Here is a 17372-nt window from a genome sequence, read left to right on the forward strand (position 1 = left end):
TGTACTGGACATCCACGATCAAACAGAGGAGTCCAGAAATGAGTGAACTGCAAGACGAGGTCTTGACCGAAGACGAGGTCGGCGCCCTTGTGAAATCCTCGCAGCGCCGTTTGGCCAAATGCCGCTTGGATGGGCAACCGGTGTTTCCATTTTTTATGGTGGCAGGTCAGCCGCGTTACCTACGTTCTCAGGTCCTTCGGACACTGGCAACCGGCGTTCCCGCAACGCCCACGAATACTCAGCCACCGGGGATTGCGAAGGAAAAACGCGGACGTGGCCGTCCCCGCATTCATCTGCAAACGTAATGCGGATAAATGACCCCGCGTGAAACCCTAGAAATCAGCCAAATGAACTGACATCAATCGCCCCACGGGAGTGACAGCATGGAAAATATTTGCGAGCAATTCGATGGCCCCGAATCGACAGATGACGAACTTGAACGGGAATTCCTCGAAAGTGGTCTGCCAACCACCATGCCGAAATCGGTCGTCAGCCAAGCGCAGCAGATGCGGGATGAATGGGAATACCGAATCGATTGCGTCGACGGGCATGTCGGCTTCCGCCATCTGCCTTTCGAAACCGCGCGAGAGCTAATCGCAGCTGTGAAAGACGCGGGGCTCGACCGTTACGGAAATCGGCGTGATACGCCGGATGTTTATGTGAAAAAACTGCGCGTGCATTTCGGCCGACGCGGCGACGGCCGCCTCTGGTACTACACCGGAACGCACTGGCAACCCTTCGACGACGAGGAGGTTATTTCGGCGGCGTCGCACTTAATTGAAGCGTGTGGCGGTAGCCAGAAAGATCCGCGCAAAGCGCGTGACCTGTGCCAGATGCTGCTGTCCCTCGCCAAGAAGGTTCCGGAGACGGAAGCTGGAATCAACACCGGCAATGGTTTGTTGGTCCGGAACGGTGATACGTGGGAAATCGTTCCCCATTGCCCCGACGACGGACAGTTGAGTTGCCTGCCGTATGGTTACGACTCGAAGGCGGATTGCCCGCGGTGGCGACAGTTTTTGGTCGAGGTTCAGCCCGACCCGGCGGTTCAGTTGTTCCTTCAGGAACTCGTTGGCTACATCTTGCTGGGCGTTTCGCGCCCCCGCGCCGAAGTGTTTTTTGTTCTTCTCGGCATCGGCAAGAACGGGAAATCAGTCTTCATAGAACTCATTCGGTTATTGGTCGGCGAATCTGCTTGCGGCGCTTTGTCGATGCATCAATTCACCAATCGAAATCTTGAAATCCTGGTAGGCAAATTGGTGAATATCGGTTCGGAGACTGAAGAATCCCAGCCGATGCCCACTGCGCTGTTCAAACAGGCGGTCTCCGGTGAATTAGTCTTGGCCGAGCCAAAGTACAGGAGTCATTACTCCTTCCGGAACACTGCCGCGCTGCTGTTCGCGGTAAACGGTTTGCCATCGATCACTGACAAATCCGACGGCATCTGGCGGCGCGTCAAAATCGTCCCTTGGCTGCGGGTGATCGAAAACGAAGATCGCGACTTGATCCAGAAACTCAAAATTGAATTGCCCGGAATTCTCAACTGGGCACTGGAGGGCGCGAGCGCCGTTCTCCGCCGCGGGCACCTGATCGATCCGCCGCAAGTCACCGCGGCAGTCAGCAAGGCGCGAACTGAGAATAACTCGGTGTCCCTTTTCCTGTCGGAATGCGCCGAGTACGGCAAGCCGCCCTACGACCATCGAATTTCCAAGTCCGATGCCTACCGTGCGTATCAGGTCTGGTGCGAGGGCTCGTACCGTCCATTGGCACGCCATAACTTCGGGCGCGAAATCTCGCGTCTTCTGCAATGTCGGGACGATCTCAAGGTGTCGGCGTACTACATCGACATCGATGGCTTCGATTTGAAGAGCAGGCCAGACGCGTATCCCTTTTATATCCCTGAGGGCCGGATCCTGCGCATCGTCAACTCGGACAAGGGACAAACTCGGACGAAAGCCGCGGTCGGCATGGTTACCCGGAACGGCAGCGATGGCAACCGCTGACCCGTACGTCGGAGGTGTCGGAGACGTGTGCGCAAACTTTTCCGGGGTACGCAATGTATGTCATCTGAAGCGTCGCCATTGCAAACTCACCACCCCCTCTCCGACATCTCCGACAAACCGTCGAAACCCTTGGTTTCCAAGCCAACGGCGATGTCGGAGAGGCGTCCGACAAAATTCTTTCCCGGCAGCCGAAGCCCCCTGGGGGCAAGGATCGGGGGCATTCTGAATTCCGACACACCACCCATTCCGTCGCCCCGTGAGGGGCGACGGCTACCGGGAGAAAATTCATGAAGAAGACCGGACTCGATGGTCTGCGCTGGATTTCGCCGGAGCTTGTCATGCTCGGCCTCGGTTGCGTGCGCGATCGGCGAGAACGCAACAAGTGGCGGTCGCCGCAGAACGAGGTAATCACGCTCGACGGTGACAGGGTGTACAACCACAGCACGGGAGCGGGTGGCGGTGGAGCCGTGGATGTCGTGATGCACGTGACCGGTTGGACGCTCGGTGCGTCTGCCGGATGGCTGCGGCGGTTCGCGGCGACATCGGAGGCCATCGACGGAGAAATCGAGCACCGCTGCGAACCGAGTCGTTCGGACGACGTCGAGGTGCCAGACTTCTCCCCGCCGCCGGCCAGCGAGGCGGCGTGGCCGCGAGCCCTCGCCTACCTCGTGGGGCGCGGACTCGATCCGCAAATACTGGAGACGTTGCGCTCCAGCGGCGACGTGTTTGCCGAGGAAAAACACCAGGAAACCGACGAAGTCGATCGTGACCGTTCGGCCCGTGCGGGCGAAGTGGTTTTCCGAACACGGCCGATCATCAATGTCACGTTTCTGCGACGCGCCTACGACGGTACGCCGACCGGAGTGGTCCGTCGGGGAATCTTCGGTGACTTCAAACAAACCTTGGGCAAAAAGGAGGCCGGCTGCTTTTCAGTCGGCAACCGTCTCGCGCCCGACGTGATCGCGATCGTCGAATCACCGGTCGACGCGATTTCTTATCGTCAGCTTCATTCGCCCGACGACATGCTGGTGCTGAGTTCCGACGGTGCCGGCACCGTCTATCGCCCGCTGCTCGACCGATTTCCGAACGCCGAAATCCGGCTCGCCCAGGATGCCGACGCGGCCGGAGATGCGATGGCCGAGCGACTCCGAGCGCTGTTCTCGACCCGCCGAATCCTGCGCGACAGACCGCTCAGCGCGAAGGATTGGAACGATGTCCTTCGGCAACGCTGTCGACAGACCTGCAACCTTTATCCGGACGCGCCATGATCCAGAACCCGGTATTTCGCATCGTAACGGCTCTTTCCGAGCTGTATGCGCAGTTGCCAGCTTCGCAAGCCGAACCTGGCATTTGCCCCAACACCGGTTTGGTTTCGACCCGGCAGTGCCGAAAGACCGTCGATTGGTCTCCAGACTTTGTTCCGAGTGGTCGGACGCCGAGGCGCATTTCGGTCTACCGTTGCTGTCGGCGCGGCACAGGGATGCGGCAATATCATTGGCTATGCAGGCGGTGTTGCGTTGTGCGAGCCTGTCGGATCAGGTCAACTGCGCGGAAGTCCTCGTTGCCGCGGGATATTTTTCGCGATCGCTGATCGGCGCGCTCGATCGGAGCGTGCTCGGCAGGCGGCACGAAGATTGGCGGAATCACGCCGATCTGGCGACCTATCTCCCGCACGTTCTGGCTGCGAACCGGCGCAACCCGCAATTCGCGGACCGGCTCGGCGGACCGATGGTGTTCGCCGCACTGGTCGACCGGTATGGCAATGAGTCCCGCACAAGAATTCGCGCGGGTGAAACCTACTGGCCGATGGAATGAGCGACAAACATCCGAAGATGGCGGCACACGCCGCCAGGATGTCCCACGAAGCGTAGCTGAACCGGTGCCGCGCCGATTGTTTCGGCACGGGGTTATGCGCTGAAAAGACTTATGCTATTCTGCGCAACACCCCAAGCAATAGAAGTAGGGAAATGATCCGCTGCCAATTATCCACGCTCATGGGCCGAGAAAAGCTTCGCATTGCGGATGTCTCTCGTCGCACGGGCCTGAATCGCAGCACGATCACCGCTCTCTACAAGGAAACGACCACGCGGGTCGATCTCCCGGCCATCGAGCAGCTCTGCCGGCTGTTCAGTTGCCAGGTCGGCGACCTGTTCGAGTACGTCGAGGACGGCAGCGAGGTGAACCTGTGACGCTCGGTGCAGCACGCTGGCACGTCATCGCCGAGTCCAACTTCGCATGGGAGCGAGAGGCGCTGGACTGGCTTCGAAGCCAACTACCCGATCGCGACCCGTGGCACGTCTGGACCAACTTCGAGTTCATCGACGACGAGGGCAAGGTCAGCGAAGTCGATGCTCTGGTGCTTTCGCCGGCTGGGCTTTTTCTCGTCGAGATCAAGAGCCGCCCGGGAGTCCTGACGGGCGATGTGCACAGCTGGACCTGGAACACCGATGGCCGATCGACCACGGTCGACAACCCGGTCATCCTCGCCAATCGCAAGGCCAAGCGCCTCGCCAGCCTGCTCAAGCGGCAGCCGGCCATCACCAAGGCCAAGATCCGCCTGCCCTTCGTCGAGCCGGCGATTTTTCTCTCGTCCACCAGTCTGTCCTGCCGGCTCGAAGGGCTGGCCAAGTCGGCCACCTTCCAGCATGGCCGCCCCGGTTCCCAGGGCGACCCGGGGATCGTCGGGGCACTGGCCAACGGCATCACGAATCGATCGGCGACCACCGTCGACTCGCAACAGGCACGCGCCATCGCTCGCGGCCTCACCGAGGCCGGCATCCGCCCCTCCAACAAGCACCGCCAGGTGGGCGACTACCGCCTGGGCAAGCTCCTATCCGAGGGCGAAGGGTTTCAGGACTGGGAGGCCCAGCACGTCAGCATCGACACGGTTCATCGCCGTGTCCGTATCTACACCGTGGCTTCCGCCTCCTCCCCCGAGGCTCGTGCTACACGCGTGCGCCAGGCGCGGCGCGAATTCGAAATCCTCGAAGGCATCGACCACCCCGGCATCCTGAAGGTCAAGGACTACAAGGAGACCGAGCTCGGCCCAGCACTGATCTTCGATCACGACCCCAAGGCCATGCGCCTGGATCACCTGCTGCGCGACTACGGCAAGGACCTCTCAGTCACGCAACGCTTGCAGCTCGTGCGCGACATCGCCGAGACGTTGAAATACGCCCACTCGAAGCGCCTGTACCACCGTGCCCTGGGGCCTCAGAGCATCCTCGTTCATGGCATCGGAATTGGCAGCGGTACGTTGCATCTGCGACTGATGAACTGGCAGACCGCGTCGCGTAACGTCGGTGAGTCAGCGTCGCCGTACACCGTGCATCGAACAACCGGAACGCAGCACGTCGAGGACTATGTCGAAGACCCGGGGATGATCTACCTCGCCCCGGAGACGACCCGCGCCGACCCGGCGCATGGTCCGAGCCTGGATGTGTTCTCGCTGGGCTGCATTGCGTATCAACTCTTCAGCGGCCAGCCACCCGCCGAGTCGGTGCTCGACCTCGCAGAGAAGCTGCGCGTTGGCCAGGGGCTGCGCCTGTCGGACGTGATGGACGGCTGTGGCGCGCGGCAGCAGGAACTGATCCAGTTCGCCACCTGCCCCGACGTGCTCGCCCGCTACGACACGGTTCAGGACTTCCTGGATGATCTGGATCGAGTCGAGGACGAGCTCACGACCCCCGACCCGGAAGCGACTGTCGACCCCAGCGTCGCCAGCGCGGGCGATCGCCTGGACGGCGGCTTCACGGTCGTCAAACGCATGGGGCGCGGCTCCTCCAGCGACGCGCTGCTGGTGCGCAAGGACGGCAGCGACGAAGAGCACGTCCTCAAGGTCGCCTGCGACGTCGCGCACAACGACCGCCTGGCCGCGGAGGGCGAGGTCCTCGCGCGGCTTCATCACCAAAACATCGTCGCCCACCGCGAGACACTCACCGTCGCCGGCCGAACGGCTTTGCTGATCAAGAGCGCCGGCAGCCGCACGATGGCCGAAAAACTCAAAGACGAGGGGCGCCTGTCGCTCGACATGCTGCAGCGCTTCGGCGAAGAGCTGATCGAAGCGGTGAACCACCTCGAAGCCGAAGGTGTCGCCCACCGCGACATCAAGCCCGAGAACATAGGCATCGCCGAGAACCGCACGGGTAAGCTGCAGCTCGTGCTGTTCGACTTCTCGCTGTGCCGTACGCCGGCCGACAACATCACGGCCGGAACCCACCCCTACCTCGACCCGTTCCTCACACTGCGCCGGCCACCGCGCTGGGATCTATACGCCGAACGCTTCGCGCTGGCCGTCACGCTCTACGAGATGGCGGTCGGCCAGCCGCCAGTCTGGGGCGACGGACAGACCTCGCCGGCCATGCTTGACGTCGAGGCCACCATCGAGCGCGACGTCTTCGACCCGGTCACGCGCGAAGGTTTCACCGCGTTCTTCTCGAAAGCCCTGAAGCGCGAATACCGCGAACGCTTCGACAATTCCGAAGACATGCTGCGCGCGTGGCGCGCCATTTTTGCCGCACGACAAACGATTCATCCGGGTGAGTCCGGCGCAGCGGAGGGCCTGGCCGCCATCGCCATGACGGCCACGCCGCTCACGACGATGGCCGAGCTGGGCTACAGCCTGGAAGCGCAGGACATTCTGGAGCGCATGGGCATCCACAACGCCCGCGAACTGCTGGCCGTCGATCGCATCCGCTTCCGTTACCTGCGCGGCGTAGGCGACAAGATCCGCAAGGAGATTCGTCTCACCGCCAAGGAACTCGCCCGTCTGCGGCCCGACCTCACGCAGGGCCGCAGTACTGCGCACGACGCCGACGAGGAGGTCGGCGGCGCCGTCAGCGTCAATGAACTGGCCGCGCAGTTGCTGCCGCGCCGCCCCGCCGGTGATGACCGACCGGAGGAAGCCGCCCTCGCGCACTACCTCGGGCTGGATGACAGTGTGCAGGCCGGCACCTGGCCCAACCTTGGCGATTCCGCGCAAGCCAATCAGGTCGACCGGGGAACGCTGACCGCCGCACTCATCAAGGCCCGCGAGCGCTGGCTCAAGAATCCCGCCTTCACCGAGCTACGTCAGCAACTCGACACCCTGCTGCGCAGCCAGGGCCAGGTGATGAGCGCCCACGAGAGCGCCATGGCCCTGCTCGCACTGCGCGGCTGCGCATCGCAGGACGATGCGGAGCGGCTGCGTCAGGCCATGGCCGTGCTGCGAGCCGCGGTCGAAGCCGAATCGCACCTCGATCAGCCGCGGTTCGAAGCGTTCGATCACCAGCCGCGTGCACTGATTGCCAGCGCATCGCCGTGGGCCGACTACGCCCGGCAGCTTGGCGCCGCCGCCGACGCATGCGCTCTGGCAGATCCCCTGCTCCCGCCACCCCGTGTGCTCGAAACGCTGGAAGGCGTCCCCCTGCCGGCCGCCCTGGCCGGTGAAGGCGCGCCCGCTGCGACGCTGACACCTACCCGACTCCTGCGTCTGGCCACCTCGGCGTCGCGAAAGGCGGCGCTGTCCAGCCGCCAGGAGATCTACCCCCGCGGCATGGCGCCGCTACAAGCCTTGCGCCAGTCCCTGGGAGCCCTGATCGGCGCACCGCAATTGCGTGCGCGTGAAATCCAGGATCGCGTGCGCGGCCGCTATCCCGATGCCGCCGCCGTACCAGGTCGCCCCGAACTGGACCGCCTGCTCGAAGCCGCTGGCGCACCGCTGAGCTGGGACCCCTCTGCTGCGGAAGGTGCCGGCGCGTACCGACTCTCGACCTTGGGCAGCGTGCAGACGGCCGGCACCACCACAGTGTTCTCGCGTCACACCACCGAGCTCGCGATGCGAGCCGGTGGCGACGGTGCCGGAGCCGCTGCTGTTGCCGAACTGGCCGACGCCGCTGCGATCGAGGAGCGCCTCACCCGAAGCCTTCAGCAAGGCGGCCTTCTGGTGCTGACCGTTCCCCCGCGCATTGCGCGCCGGGCGGAAGCCGAACTGCTGCATCGCTTCGGGCAGCCGGGTACTCGGCCGGCGCCATTGCAGCGCGTGAACTTCGACGCGCTGCTGCTGGACGCATTGCGCGAGCAGGCAACGGCCGCCCGCGTCGACTGGAATGTCGTCCTCGAGGCCGACGCCGCCGACCGTGGTAGCCGGCACTGGATCAACCTTCAGCGGCTCGTGCAGCGAACGCTGCCCACGTTGCGCGCCGCACTGCTGCAAGGCTCGGCGCCGATCCTGCTGGTCAGCGCCGGCCTGCTCGCCCGCTACGACCTCGTGACGCTGATCAGCGAGGTCGAGGAGCACGCCGGCCGTCCAGGCCAAACACCCGCAGTCTGGTTGCTGCTGCCCACGACGCACCAGGGCCTGCCGGTCATCGATGGCGTCGCGGTACCGATCGTGAACAACATCCAGAACACCCGCACCTTGGCGCTGGCACAGGCCTGGGTGGAGAACAAACACCGCGCGAGCATCGCCTCGTAGATCCTCGTAGCCACCATGCCAAACGCCACAACGGGAAGAACCGCTCAGTGATCAACGCCCCCCAACTGCTCGCAGACCTGACCAGCCTGCTCAAGCGCCTCGAAGACGACCTGCGCCAGCGCATTGCGGAGGTGGCCGAGCTGAAGACTGGCCTGCAGGCCGAGTGGCAGGCCGCCCGCGACTCCGATCGCACAGCAGAGACTTTCGATAGCTGGGCCTACCAAGTCATCACGCAGGCGGGCGTACATTGGCTGCTGAGCTGCGTGTTCCTGCGTTTCATCGAGGACAATGGACTGGTCGAGCGCCCTTGGCTGGGCGGCACGCCGGATTCAGGCCGTCTGGCGCTGGCGCGTGACCGGCATGAGGCTTACTTCCGAGAGAAGCCGCTGGAGAGCGACCGCGAATACCTGCTGGCGTGCTTCCGCGAAGCCGGCACGCTGCCGGGGCTACATACCTTCTTCGACGAGGCGCACAACCCGGTCTTTCGCCTCGGCATCAGCGGTGACGCGGCAATGGCTCTGCGCCAGTTCTGGCAGCAGGTGAACCCGAACACCGGCTCCCTGGCCCACGACTTCACCGACCCCGACTGGAACACCCGCTTCCTGGGCGATCTGTACCAGGACCTGTCCGAAGCCACGCGTAAGCGCTACGCGCTGTTGCAGACGCCCGAGTTCGTCGAGGAATTCATCCTCGACCGCACGCTGACGCCTGCGATCCGAGAGTTCGGCTTCCGCGAAGCGCGAATGATCGATCCGACCTGCGGCTCAGGCCACTTCCTGCTGGGCGGCTTCCAGCGTCTGGTTGATGAGTGGATTCGACAAGAGCCAGCGCGCAACCCGCGCGACATCGCCCAGCGCGCGCTGGACGCCGTCGCCGGAGTGGATTTGAATCCATTTGCCGTCGCGATCTCTCGTTTCCGGCTGCTGGTCGCAGCGCTTAACGTCAGTGGCGTGCATCGTCTGTCCGAAGCGCCCGACTTCAAGCTGAACGTCGCCATCGGCGACAGCCTCCTGCATGGGAGCCGCTTCGGGCTGAAAGCCTCAGTCGGCATGTTCGAGGGCGCCGAACACTACGCCGGCACCGGGCTGGCTCACGCCTACGCCAGCGAAGACCTCGCCGAGGTGAACCGCCTCCTCGGTCAGCAGTACCACGCCGTGGTGGGGAACCCACCGTACATCGTCGTCAAGGATGCGGCGCTGAACGCGGCATACCGGCAGCGCTATGCGAGCTGCCACATGAAGTACTCGCTCGGCGCACCGTTCACAGAGCGCTTCTTCGAGCTGGCGCTCACGGGCAACGGTCGGGCCGCCGGCTTCGTCGGGCTGATCACCACCAACAGCTTCATGAAGCGCGAGTTCGGCAGCAAGCTTATCGAGCAAGTACTGCCACGGTTGGACCTGACACACGTCGTCGACACCGCAGGCGCCTACATCCCAGGGCACGGCACGCCCACTGTGATCCTGTTCGGCCGGCATCGGGCACCGGTCGGCGACGCGGTGCGCACGGTTATGGGCATCAAGGGCGAGCCCAGCACGCCGAACGATCCGGCGTACGGACTGGTGTGGTCGGCCATCGTCGAGCAGATCGATCAGGCGGGGTCGGAGAGTGCGTTCGTCAGCGTGGCTGATACGCCACGATCGATATTCGAGCGCCATCCCTGGAGCATCGGAGGCGGTGGAGCAGCAGAACTGAAGGAAACGATCGAGTCGGACAGGTCTCGTCTCAGCACCATCACAAGCAACATCGGATTCGTAGCCATCCCTGGTGAGGACGATGCGTTCGTGATGCCCATGCGAAGGGCCGCATGCCTAGGATTTGAGGTTCGCGAATTCTTGGTTGGCGACGGGGTACGAGACTGGTCATTGACAAGCGATAGTGTCCTGGCCTTTCCATACGAGCTAGTTGGCGGCACGCTGGAGCCAAAGCGCCCAGCTCAGGGACAACTGGCCGATCAACACTTCTGGAGTCTGCGCACAAACCTTCGCAACAGATTAATGTTCGGCAAGACGCCAGAGCAGGCAGGCCTCAATTGGTGGGAACTGAGTTTTCTGTCGAAGGACAGACTAACTGCTGGCCCACTGATTAGTTTTTCGGAGGTCGCCACGCACAATCACTTCGTTCTTTCGCGTCGGCAACAAGCTTTCAAACACTCCGCGCCGGTGATCAAGCTGCCGACCGGCGCCAGGGAGGACGAACACCTCGGGCTGCTCGGGTTGCTGAACTCGTCGGTGGCGTGCTTCTGGTTCAAGCAGGTTTGCCACAACAAGGGCAGCACCGTAGATCAGCACGGCGCTCGGCAACGCACGGCGCCGTTCGAGGACTTCTACGCGCTGAACTCGACCAAGGTGTCCGAGTTTCCGATGTGTGAACAGCGCCCGACGGAGCTGGCGCGGACGCTCGACACGCTGGCCCGCGACATCGAGGCATGTGTGCCAGCGGCCCGATTTCGGTACGCCGGCCAAGGCTCGCAACGACTGCCCACGAGGCAGACCCTCGACGAGATGCGCGTTCGTGCCGCTGGGCTGCGTCGCCAGGCTGTCGCATGGCAGGAAGAACTCGACTGGGAGTGCTACCGCCTCTACGGCCTGCTGCCCGCCGATGCTGGTCAGTTACGCTACGAGTTAGGCGCGCCGCCCGAAGTCCACTTGGGCGAGCGAGCCTTCGAGATCGTGCTCGCCCGCCGCATGGCTGCCGGCCGTGAAACGACCACTTGGTTCGAACGCCACGGTTCCAAGCCCATCACCGACATTCCGTCGCACTGGCCCGAAGGCTATCAGCAGGTTGTCCAACGCCGCATCGCCCTGATCGAGCGTGACCGCAACATCGGCCTGATCGAGCGCCCCGAATACAAGCGCCGCTGGAACACCCCCGCCTGGGACGACCTGGAACGCGCCGCGCTGCGCGATTGGCTGCTTGCCCGACTGGAAGCACCGCACCTGTGGCCGGCCGGTGCCGACCGGCCGGCCCAGCTCACCACGGTCAACCGCCTAGCTGACGCGGTGCGTGCGGACGCTGCCTTCATGCAGATCGCCGAGCTGTACGCCGGCCATTCGGGCTTCGATCTCACCCAGGTCGTAGCCGAGCTCGTCGCCGGCGAATCGGTGCCCTTCCTGCCTGTGCTGCGCTACACAGACACCGGCCTGCGCAAGCGCGCGCAATGGGAAGACACTTGGGCGCTACAGCGGCGCGAGGATGCCAATGAGAAGGTCGGCAAGATCCCAGTCCCGCCAAAGTACCAGAGCAAGGACTTCCTGAAGGCGGATTTCTGGCGCCTGCGCGGCGGTCTGGACGTGCCGAAGGAGCGGTGGGTCAGCTACCCCGGCTGCGAACGCGGCGCCGACACCAGCCTGCCCATCGCCTGGGCGGGCTGGAACCATCTGCAGCAGGCCACTGCCCTGGCGGCCTACTACCTGGAGATGAAAGAGAACGAGGGTTGGGAGCCCGCGCGCCTGCAACCGCTGCTCGCCGGCCTGCTGGAACTGGTGCCCTGGCTGGAGCAGTGGCACAACGAGATCGATCCGACATACGGCGAGCGCATGGGCACCTACTATCGCGGCTTCGTCAATGACGAGGCCAGGGCGCTCGGATTCACGTTGGATGACCTGAGAAGCTGGCGACCCGCTGCGACGGCGACCCGTCGAGGGCGCGCAAGGAGGGCTTCATGAGCACGATTCAACCGCTTTCGTCCATCTGGCCATACGAAATGCAGGCACTGCAATGACCGATCAATCACCCACCGACCTGGGGCCGGCCGCGGTGTCGTCAGCCGACGCGCTCGTCCGTTTTGGATCAGCCGAAATTTCCGAGCGTGATCGACAGGCGGCTCTGACCGCGCTGATAACCGCCAAGGTCTTGCCAAAACAGGCGGGAGACGAGCGGGTGGCGGCCGGTCGCATGCACTTGTTGCGACAGGCGCGCACTGGCGTCGACCCAACCGAGCGATTGCTCGCGATCGCCGAGAGCATCCGTCTCGGGCAAGTGGTACGGCGATGGTCGGAAGAAATCGCCAAGGAACTGGCTCCGGCGTTCGAATCTGAAATTCCGCCAATGCGCATGCTCAGCGACGCGGATGATCGTTTGAATCTGGCCCGCGCCTGCACCCAGATGGCGGTACCTTGGCTACCCACCTATCTGGCGCGTTCGGTCGCCGAGGAGGAGGCCGGAGAGAAAGCGCGCACCCAAGCTGTCGCGGCCTTGCTGGCACGTTCGGCCAACTTGAGCCAGGCCATGAATCTCCTGGCCGATTCATTCGAGGTCCTTCGCCCAATGACCGAGGCTCCTAGCGATACAGTGGCGAGGCGCATTACGCGCACCTTGAGTGTCCTCCGCGAAGGTCTGCTGGAAAGCGAGCTTGAAGCCGGTGACGAACTGGGCAATGCCCTGCATCGCCTGGTTTCCGGTCCGCTGGCGATCGTCGGGCGACCGGTGGATGAGAAAGTGCAAACAGATCTGTCGCGGGAGTCTCTTCTTACGGTTCACGACATTGTTCGCACGAGGTTGTCGGTGGTGATCGCACCCGAGACCTACCGAGTCGTAACGTATTGCCGCAAGCTGTGCGGCGGCAGCAGTTGGCCCGACGAGCTGAAAAAGCCTTTGGAGCGCCTGATTACGGATGTGTCCGAAGCACTCGTGCTTCTAGGTCGCCAGGGGCAGTGTGATCAGGGACTGTTGGTGCAGCTTGAGGCATTGACCAACCCAGCGCGGGCACGTGCCTTGGCTCGCGAGATTTCGGCACGTCATCCGGAACTGCCCGAAGGCGTTCGAGACTGGCTGGAAACCGGCCGCCAGCGTGTCGTTCGCGAGGCAAGCTCGGCTGCGGTCGAGACCGTCGCTGCTCGGGCTGACGAGAGCATAGGCCTTGCGCTCCAGGCCGCCCGTGAAGTGCGCTCGCTCCGCGACAGCTTGCGCGAGCCGCTCAAGTCCAGCCTTGAAATCTTTGAGCCGGCGTTGGCTCCGTTGACCATGAACCTGCTGGACCGCGTCCAGGTTGTCGCGGTTCAAATCGAGCAGGCTGCTGCGTTGCGTGGGCTGGACCTGTACGGGACTCCCGGTGAGGAAATCGACGTGTCGCAAAAGTACTTCACTGTCGTGGGTGCGGTACCGCGTCAACGCATGGTGATTCGACAACCGGCCGTTGTCCGCAAGCGGGCAGACGGTTCGATTGGCGATGTGGTGACCAAAGGGCTCGTCGAGTGACGGGCGTTTCATCCATTCCAAGAAAGGCATTCAGGGAACCCATGGATCAGAAAACCGCATCAGTGCTGCTGGCCAGTCTTTTGGAACGCATCGAACGCGACAACGCGATCGGCGTGGTGTCTTCGCTCGAGAAGCGGGCGTTGCAGTTGGCGCTGCAGGCCTTGTCGGGCGATGCGGGTCCCGCCTTGGTACCAACAATCGCTCCGCCTCGACCCGGTTCGGACGGCATGGCTCCGCCGGATGACGTGCCGGCACCACCTCCGGCTGCAACTCCTCAGACATTCTCATTGCCCAACGTCGATCTCGATCTGACGTCTCTGGACCGCGGAACCCCGGCCAATCCTGGCGTAATGCTTTGCCTCGACTTCGGAACCGCGATGTCGAAGGCGTTTGCGATGACATCTTCTGAGCAGCACTTCGAACTCCCATTGGGAGCGATCGCGGGGCGCCAGGGATACGCGTTGCCATCGTCCGTGTTCATCGGTGACAACGGAAAGGCCTATTTCGGGTTCGAGGCGATCGAGCTGAGCCAGGAACTCGTCGAGTCCGGTCGTGAGCGGCTGGACTCGATCAAGCACTGGTTGAGTTTGCGGCGCGAAGGCAACCTCGACGGCGAGAGCTGTGTCCTTCAGCCCGCGCTGAACCCCATAACCTCGGTCAAGCTCACCCAGGGCGACCTGATCAGGATCTATCTGGCGTACCTGACCGACATGGCGGGCATCGCCTTGGGGCAACTTGAAATCGACGGCGTCCGCATTGAGCGCCTTGTGAAGCGCCGATTTGCACGTCCTTGCTGGCCGGACGAGAACCAGGCGAAGTGGGCAGATGCCTTGATGCGGTCGATGATCGCTGAAGCACAGATCCTGGCAGACACGTTTAGTCGCCGGTGGTCAGGTGGCATCGATGTGACGGAGCTGAAAGCAGCCGTCGAAAAAGTGAAGGCATTGACTTCGCGCCCTGATTACGTGATCGAGGAGGGGGTGCCCGAACCGGTGGCGGTCGCGGCTGGTGCGTTCGGGAGCATCGAGAATTTGCGCGACGCCTTCATGGTCGTCGACGTCGGCGCAGGCACGACCGACTTTGGCCTGTTCGTTTCGACGCGACGACAGAATGAGGAGACGGTCCGCGTGTTTCAGGTCCCCGCGTCAATTCAGGGACTGATGCAAGCCGGGGACAAGGTCGACGGAATGCTGCGCGTGTTTATCGCGCAGAGAGAGTCGATCGATACTGCCGACAGTGCAGGGCGCATGAACATGGCTGACCTGACCCGAAAGATCAGGAGCCTGAAAGAAACGCTGTTCAAGGCCGGTCAAGTCGAGTACGCGCTAGCCGACGGAACCGTTGGTCACTTGACCGTCGAGGGATTTCTCGCCGACGAGCGAGTCACTCGATTTGCCGCAGCGATTGAGGAAGGCTTCACAAAATCTCTCGAAGCACTGGACGCGTCGTGGCTGCGTTGGTTGTCTGCGCCCGGGGTACGGCTGAGGGTTGTTCTTACTGGCGGCAGTTCGCAATTGCCGATGGTGAAGGGGCTTACTGAAGGCGCTATCCAGGTCAAAGACTTCCGGATCCAACGCGAACCCGTCGATCCCCGACCAGAGTGGATGGATGACGTCTCGGACGAGCTGCGAGAGGTCTACCCGCAATTGGCCGTAGCGATTGGTGGCGCGGCCGAGAAGATGCCCCAGTCTCTGACAGCGCCACCAGTTTTCGGCGGAGGCACGAGCCAGACGAGTTACGTTGCCGGTCGTCTGCAGATTTCCGGTGGTTAAGCAGTTTGAATGTGCCTTTGCTGCTCTTTCCCGCGGCAAGGACACCGCATTGATCGAACGGCGACGGCGCGAGCGATCACGTAACGCTTCCGCCGCTCCCTCCCCGCCCAGCGCAGGGGTGACGTGCGCCAGAGGGCAATCAGTTGATTGTGTAAAATTCGACCACTTTTTTTATCACGGTGATAAACTAAATGCCCGATCTGTGGCGCATTCCTTTCGATTCGTTGGCGCAGCCGACCGCTAGACGCCGGGTTATCCCCGGCGGGCCGGTGTTCGATCTGGCGATCGTGCAGGGCATGGTTACCGCCGGCGAAATGGGCGAGGACTCGGTTTGGGTCGCCACCGACAGTTGCGAACGCGATTTGGAAAACGCGGCGTGGGACTACGGCGATGTGCTGCAAATGTTGTCTTGTGCGCGCCCGGCGGACTTCAAGAACGCCGAGTGGTGTCAGGTAAAGGGCGGGGAGTTATATCCCTGCGATGTCTATCGATTTGGTTTTGACTGCGAACGGCGTGTGCGAAATGCGCGTGGCCTCGAGGTCTATTTGAAGTTCTCCGTGACCGACGACGGCCGGCTCACTCTGGTGCTGGTCTCGTGTCACGGCTCTCGCTGAGGAGGTGGAGATCATGGTGAATCGGCATGGGAGTCTGGGTGTGTGCCCGGCGTGCCGCAAGGGCTGCCTGGTGGCCGCGGAACGCATCCGGGTGTTTGAGCCGCATGGCAAGCATGTGGAAGTGAAGCTGCAGACCTCGCAATGTGACGCCTGCGGTGAAACGACAACGACCGCTTCGCAGCACAAGAGCAACCTGCGCGCTTTGGCCGAGCGGAAGGTCAATTACGACGGACTTCTGATGGGCGAAGAGATCCTTGCGTTACGCAAGCGCTATGGTTTGACGCAGCAGCAGGCATCGGCGGTCTTCGGCAAGGGCAAGATTGCATTCTCTCGCTACGAGTCCGAGACGACCTACCCAGACGAGAGCACCACCTTGCTGCTGAGGCTGGCGATCGAGCGGCCGGAGGTAATGAAGGATCTGGCCGACAAGGCCGGCGTGGAATTGCCGCTTTGGCTGGAACGTTGTGAGGACAGTCAGCGAGTGAAGCTGCGGTCAATTCGGCGGGTGCCGGCCCCTGCGACCCACAAGGAGCACGCGCGTGTGTCGATGTACGGGGCCGAATCCGCCTTGGCACGACTTGCCACGGCAGTTGACGTCAAGAAGTCCTGGACGACGTGGACCAAAGCGGCTTGTAATGATTCGCAAGAGCTGGAGGCTGTCGCATCATGAAGCCCGCGCCGCTCCAGTTGCTGCAGATGATGTTCCGGAAGGTCTCCGTCGAACTCGACGAGCGTCACGCGCCTCCGGAACCACCCAATCCCTTCACGTCGATCTTCGTCTTCGACGGGGTGGAGATCAATACGGAGTGCGGCATCGGCGAACTGGACCCGGCTCACGAACGCGGGCGCTTGTATATGGTGACCTTGCGCGTCTTGATCGACAACCAGCCCAAGGAAGAAGCGCAGCAAGGCAAGTACAGCCCGTATCTCATCGACGTCGACGCACGCGGCGTGGTCATCGTGCCCAAGGCAGCCGAGCAACTCGCGCCGCCGGAAGATCTTGCCATGGTGAACGGTGCGTCGCTGCTGTGGTCTGCAGTACGCGAGCAGGTGCTGTCACTTACGTCTCGCATGCTGGCCGGACCGGTAATGCTGCCGACCATGAACTTCCATGATCTTAGGAAGGGGCCTGAATCCTCTGAAGCGGCTGAGCCGGTTGCGAAGCCCCTGAAGGGAAGAAAGGCCAAGATCTCGGCTGCCAAGGAGTGAGCTCGACCGACTTGGTACGGTTGCCCTCGAATTGGGTGGGCCCGTCCCGGGTAAGCGTGAAAGCAATGAGCCACGTTTCTTGACATGTTTGTTCGGACAATATTTCCGCCCCAAGAGGCGGAATGCA

The 17372-nt window shown here is 62.7% G+C and carries 12 protein-coding genes; all 12 read left to right on the forward strand.

Annotated features, from left to right (window positions below; all coding sequences use genetic code 11):
* Positions 1-38: 38 nt before the first annotated feature.
* Entirely contained in the window at positions 39-305 is a 267-nt protein-coding gene (locus tag AW06_RS10905) for a hypothetical protein (protein ID WP_034949722.1), read from the forward strand.
* A gap of 78 nt (positions 306-383) precedes the next feature.
* Positions 384-2000, forward strand: a complete 1617-nt coding sequence (locus tag AW06_RS20415) for a phage/plasmid primase, P4 family (protein ID WP_138677267.1) — start codon at positions 384-386, stop codon at positions 1998-2000.
* Positions 2001-2287: 287 nt separating this feature from the next.
* Positions 2288-3268 (forward strand): toprim domain-containing protein, encoded by a 981-nt coding sequence (locus AW06_RS10915; protein ID WP_034949725.1) that lies wholly within the window; start codon positions 2288-2290, stop codon positions 3266-3268.
* Positions 3213-3815: a hypothetical protein gene (locus tag AW06_RS20420; RefSeq protein WP_171047197.1), complete on the forward strand. Its 603-nt coding sequence runs from the start codon at positions 3213-3215 to the stop codon at positions 3813-3815. The genes AW06_RS10915 and AW06_RS20420 overlap by 56 nt, the downstream gene beginning before the upstream one ends.
* A 152-nt stretch (positions 3816-3967) precedes the next feature.
* Positions 3968-4189, forward strand: a complete 222-nt coding sequence (locus tag AW06_RS10925; RefSeq protein ID WP_034949730.1) for a helix-turn-helix transcriptional regulator — start codon at positions 3968-3970, stop codon at positions 4187-4189.
* The gene (pglW, locus tag AW06_RS10930) at positions 4186-8454 is read left to right on the forward strand and encodes a BREX system serine/threonine kinase PglW (protein ID WP_034949732.1); all 4269 of its coding nucleotides are present in this window, start codon (positions 4186-4188) and stop codon (positions 8452-8454) included. Before AW06_RS10925 ends, pglW begins: the two co-directional genes overlap by 4 nt.
* Positions 8455-8501: 47 nt before the next feature.
* A complete protein-coding gene (pglX, locus tag AW06_RS10935; protein WP_034949735.1) occupies positions 8502-12119 on the forward strand; it encodes a BREX-2 system adenine-specific DNA-methyltransferase PglX in 3618 nt (1205 codons plus the stop codon).
* A 52-nt stretch (positions 12120-12171) separates the two neighbouring features.
* The gene (locus tag AW06_RS10940) at positions 12172-13650 is read left to right on the forward strand and encodes a hypothetical protein (RefSeq protein ID WP_034949738.1); all 1479 of its coding nucleotides are present in this window, start codon (positions 12172-12174) and stop codon (positions 13648-13650) included.
* A gap of 41 nt (positions 13651-13691) precedes the next feature.
* The gene (locus AW06_RS10945) at positions 13692-15422 is read left to right on the forward strand and encodes a hypothetical protein (RefSeq protein WP_246148262.1); all 1731 of its coding nucleotides are present in this window, start codon (positions 13692-13694) and stop codon (positions 15420-15422) included.
* Positions 15423-15613: 191 nt separating this feature from the next.
* Entirely contained in the window at positions 15614-16036 is a 423-nt protein-coding gene (locus AW06_RS10950) for a hypothetical protein (protein ID WP_034949740.1), read from the forward strand.
* A 13-nt stretch (positions 16037-16049) separates the two neighbouring features.
* Positions 16050-16706 carry a type II TA system antitoxin MqsA family protein gene (locus AW06_RS10955; RefSeq protein WP_138677271.1) on the forward strand — a complete coding sequence of 219 codons (657 nt, stop codon included), beginning with the start codon at positions 16050-16052 and terminating at the stop codon, positions 16704-16706.
* A complete protein-coding gene (locus AW06_RS10960) occupies positions 16703-17245 on the forward strand; it encodes a hypothetical protein (protein WP_034949741.1) in 543 nt (180 codons plus the stop codon). The genes AW06_RS10955 and AW06_RS10960 overlap by 4 nt, the downstream gene beginning before the upstream one ends.
* Positions 17246-17372 lie beyond the last annotated feature (127 nt).

Source organism: Candidatus Accumulibacter cognatus (genome assembly GCF_000584975.1).
Classification (GTDB): domain Bacteria; phylum Pseudomonadota; class Gammaproteobacteria; order Burkholderiales; family Rhodocyclaceae; genus Accumulibacter; species Accumulibacter cognatus.